At 67.5% G+C, this 4,380-nt stretch carries 4 protein-coding genes; 1 reads left to right on the forward strand and 3 read right to left on the reverse strand.

What is annotated here, in order from left to right; genetic code table 11:
- Positions 1–359: hypothetical protein (locus EB084_20505; protein ID NDD30649.1), on the forward strand; the 359-nt coding region annotated here is incomplete at its 5' end.
- A gap of 31 nt (positions 360–390) precedes the next feature.
- Here EB084_20505 and EB084_20510 read toward each other — a convergent pair.
- The 3 genes from EB084_20510 to EB084_20520 all read right to left on the reverse strand — a co-directional run.
- Positions 391–1,566, reverse strand: coding sequence for a type II secretion system F family protein (locus EB084_20510; protein ID NDD30650.1), 1,176 nt, complete (start codon positions 1,564–1,566; stop codon positions 391–393).
- 10 nt (positions 1,567–1,576) lie between these two features.
- Positions 1,577–3,112: a type II secretion system protein GspE gene (locus tag EB084_20515; GenBank protein ID NDD30651.1), complete on the reverse strand. Its 1,536-nt coding sequence runs from the start codon at positions 3,110–3,112 to the stop codon at positions 1,577–1,579.
- Positions 3,113–3,143: 31 nt separating this feature from the next.
- Positions 3,144–4,380, reverse strand: a 1,237-nt coding sequence (locus EB084_20520; protein NDD30652.1) for a hypothetical protein, incomplete at its 5' end; no start/stop codon positions are given.

A 4,380-nucleotide genomic window follows, 5' to 3' on the forward strand; every position in this document is an offset into this window, starting at 1 on the left:
CCGAGCGGTCGCGCTTCCTGGCTGCGGTGGAGCGGGCCACCGCCGTCGACGCCACCTTGGCCGCTCCCATGCGCGCCGCGGCGACCGCGCTTGCCCTCGAGTACTACGACGCCCTCGCCCGCGAAGCCACGCTGGCACGTCTCGACGCCCTCGTGGGCCCGTTCGACACATTGTACACGCGGGTGGCGATCCGCTACACCGATTTCGACCCTCGCATTGCGCTGCAGCAGATTCCCCCGCCGCCCCCGACCAACGCGCAGCTGGGGCGCGACATGGCCACGCTCGTGTTCTGTTCGATCTGGCTCGACAGCCGTCAGCTGCTGCGCGCGCTCATCGACACGGGTCGCGCGATGCGCTAGGCCCTTCGGGCTGCCGCGTGGCCGCCCGTCGTCAGCGGATGAGGCGGTTCAGCTGGAAGATGGGCAGCAGCACCGAGACCACGATGAACGCCACCACAAGGCCCATGATCAAGATCATGGCGGGCTCGAGCAGCTTGGCGAACATCGCCAGCTTGCGATCGGCCTCTTTCTCGAAGAAGACCGCCGCGGCGGTGAGCAGGCAGTCAAGCTGGCCGCTCTTCTCGCCGGTCTCCGCCATCTGGCACACCAGGGGCGGCATGAGTGGCACCTGGCGCAGGGCCGCGCCGAGGGCCTCACCGCGTTCGACCTTCTTCTCGACCGCCTCTAGCTGCTGGGCGAGCACGGCGCTCTCCACCACCTCTCGCGCGCTGATGAGGGCGCGCACGAGGGGCACGCCCCCCTTGTGGAGCAGCGCCACGGTGCGACACCAGCGCGAGACCTGCGCCCACAGGTGCAGCTGGCCGATGAAGGGAACGCGCAGGAGAAACCCGTTGCGCACCACGGGCGAGACGCTGCGCATGAAGGCGCCGAAGCCCAGCACCCCCGCCGCCGCCAGCAGAATCCCCCCCTGGGTGAGGAACGTGCCCACCCCGAGAATGATGCGCGTGGGCAGCGGCAGCTGCACGTGGAACGACGCGTAGATGCGCACCAGGGTCGGGGCCACGTGGGTGAGCATGAAGACTACCAGCGCGAGGCTCGCCATGAGGATGACCGCCGGATATACCATGGCGCCCACGACCTTGCCGCGGAACTCCTGGGCGCGCTCGATGAAGAACGCGTACTCCTCGAGCAGCGTGTCGAGTGCGCCCACCCGCTCGCCCGCCGCCAGCAGGCGGGGAAGCAGCGAGCCGAACACGTCGCTCTCGCCGATGGCCTGGGCAAATGACGCACCTTCCTGCAGGCGCACCCTCACCCGGGAGAAGGCGCGCTGCAGCGCGCGCTCTGGCAGCTGACCCACGAGCGAGTCGAGGGCCTCGGTCAGGGGAATGCCCGCGCGCATGAGCGTGGCCAGCTGCACCAGCGCGAAGGCGAGGCTCTCCGGTGAGGCCTTGCCCCCCGCGGCGGTGGCCCGCTCTTCCTCGAGGCGCGACGGGAAGAGCCCCTGCCCGCGCACGCGTTCGTAGGCCACGGCGCGCGAGGGCGCGTCGATGAGGCCGTTCGTGGGCTTTCCTTGCGCGGTGTAGGCCTGGTACTCGTAGAGCGGCATGCGATGGGCCTCAGGCGCGGGTGGCGCGCAGGCACTCCTCCACGCTGGTGAGCCCCTCGAGGAACTTCAGGCTGGCGTCTTGATCGAGGGTGCGCATGCCCTTCTGCACCGCGATGCCGCGAATCACCGAGGCCTCGCCGCTGCGCACGATCTGGCGACCGACCTCTTCGTCGGCCTTGAGCACCTCGAACACGCCCACGCGCCCCCAGTAGCCGGTCTGGAAGCACTTCTCGCAGCCGCGCGGCCGATACACCGTTCGCCCACGAAGCTGCGCGGGCTGCAGCCCGATCTGGGCGAGCTCCTCGTCGCGGGGCACGTAGGCCTCGCGACAGCTCATGCAGAGCCTGCGCACGAGTCGCTGCGCCACCACGCCGAGCAGCGCGGCGCTGATGAGGTACGAGGGAATGCCCATATCGAGCAGCCGCGAGACCGCGCTGGCCGAGTCGTTGGTGTGCAGGGTCGAGAGCACGAGGTGGCCCGTGAGGGCGGCGTGGATGGCGATCTCGGCCGTCTCCGGGTCGCGGATCTCGCCCACCATGATGATGTCCGGGTCTTGTCGCAGAATCGAGCGCAGGCCTGCCGCGAAGGTGAGGCCGATCTTGGCGTTGACCTGTATCTGGCCGATGCGCGCGGCCTGGTACTCGACCGGGTCTTCGATGGTGATGATGTTGCGATGGGGCGACTGCACCTCGAGCATGAGGGCGTAGAGGGTGGTCGACTTACCGCTGCCCGTGGGGCCGGTCGAGAGCACGAGCCCGTGGGGGAAGGTGCCGAATTCGTGCACGGCGTTGTAGGTGTCCCTGTCGAGGCCCAGATCGCTCAGGGTGCGCAGCTTCTGCGAGCGGTCGAGCAGACGCATCACCACGCGCTCACCGAAGAGGGTCGGCACGGTCGACACGCGCACGTCGATGGCACGATCTCCCGCGCGCAGCTTGGTGCGCCCGTCTTGCGGCAGGCGCGACTCGTCGTGCTTGAGCCGCGAGATGACCTTGATGCGGGCCACCACCTTGTTGAACTGGTGACGCGGAATGGTGAAGGCGTCTTGCAGCACGCCGTCGACGCGCATGCGCACGATGGCCTGATCGTCATAGGGCTCGAGGTGGATGTCGGAGGCTGACGATCCCACGGCCTTCAAGAACATCGTGCTCACGAGCTGCACGATGGGGGCCTCGCTGCTCACCGAGTAGAGGTCGGTGATGCGATCGTCCTCGTCGAGAACCACCGCGCCGTCTTCGGCGGGACCGCTCTCGAGACGGTCGACCAGCAGCTGGCGAAGGCCTTCCTCGACCTCGGCCCGGGACATCATCACGGGCTCCACGTCCTGCTTGAGAACCAGGCGGATGTCTTCGAGGGCGGGCAGAGCGTCGCGTGACGCGATGCCGATGCGCACCGTGTCTGTGCCGTCGAGGGGCAGCAGCAGGTGCTTCTGGAGGAACTCCAGCGAGAACTTCTCGGTGATGGTGGCGAGCGTGCCGCGGGGCTCGCGCGCGGCCTGGGCGTCGGTGTCGAGCATCGGTCTCTCCTCGGGTTCAGGGTGCATGCTCATGACGACGGCGCCCCCCCCGTTTGTTCACGTGCTACTGCCAGTTCGGCGTGCGTCCTGGCGAAGGGGGGGCAACCGGCAGCATGCGGTTCCCCGGAGGGGGAGGCTGCGAACCTGGAGCCGACAGGGGCGGCAGGGCTTCCGGCGTGGGAATGGGACCGGGGCCGGGCAGCGGCTGGGCCTGCGGATCCTTCGGAGAGGTGCGCGGCGACTGGGCAGGCACGTACTCCATGCTCTCGTTGTAGCTCTTCTCGTTGCGCATCGAGCGCTCGTACATCTGCTGGTACTGCTCGTTGATCTCGCGCGCCTTCTGCGGGCTGTCGACGATGTGCGGGGTGAGGAACACGAACAGGGTGGTCTTGCTCACCGTGCGGTCTTTCGTCTTGAAGAGCAGATCGCCCAGCAGGGGGATGTCACCGAGGATGGGGATCTTGCGAATGGTCTGGAGGGTCGTGCGCTGCACCAGGCCGCCGATCACGAGGGTCTGGCCGTCACCCAGCGAGACCTCGGTGTTGACCTCGCGCTTCGAGACCACTGGAACCTGCACGGCAGACGCGCCCGTGCCGGTCTTGATGGTGTCGATGACCTCTTGCAGGTCTTGGTGAACCTCGAGCCGCACGTTCTGGCCCTGGCTGATGTGGGGGGTGAGCTTGAGGTTCAGGCCCACCTCGCGGTAGTCGAAGTTGACGATGGGGTTGCCGTTGATGTCGAACTTCACGCCGGTGGCGAAGGGTACGATCTTGCCCACGCTGATGTCGGCCTGCTTGTTGTTGTGGGTGAGCAGCCGGGGGCTGGCCAGCAGGTTGAAGTCGGTGGTGGTGGTGAGGAAGTTCAGCAGCGCGTAGTTGTTGGGGAACTTCACCGTGGTTCCGCCCACATTGATGCTGGTCTGGGTCGGGTCGACGGTGCCGATGACGAAGTTGCCGGTCTGCAGGGTCTGGTAGATCTGCTCGATCGACTGACCCGCGCCGAAGCCCACGATGCCGCTGCCCTTGATGGTGGCCTGCCACTGTATGCCCGTTGACTCGAGGTTCTTGGGCGACACCTCGGCCACGATGGCCGAGACGAGAACCTGCTTGCGCGGGATGTCGAGCTGCTCGACGAGGCGGCGAACGGTGCTGTACTCGGAGCCCGTCATGTAGAAGACCAGGGCGTTGTTGCTCACGTCGGCCGAGACCTTGGCCGAGGCGAAGCCCTGCTGCCCGATGGGCATCTGGGCTTGCGACGTGGGGTACACGATGTTCGAGGTGCGGTTGGCCGCGCCTTGCTGA

This window comes from Pseudomonadota bacterium (assembly GCA_010028905.1).
In the GTDB taxonomy this organism is placed as follows: Bacteria; Vulcanimicrobiota; Xenobia; order RGZZ01; family RGZZ01; genus RGZZ01.

Bases quoted from the DNA above. Each gene is read 5' to 3' on its own strand.
- EB084_20515 (NDD30651.1), bottom strand. From the start codon at position 3,112: ATGAGCATGCACCCTGAACCCGAGGAGAGACCGATGCTCGACACCGAC.
- EB084_20510 (NDD30650.1), bottom strand. From the start codon at position 1,566: ATGCCGCTCTACGAGTACCAGGCCTACACCGCGCAAGGAAAGCCCACG.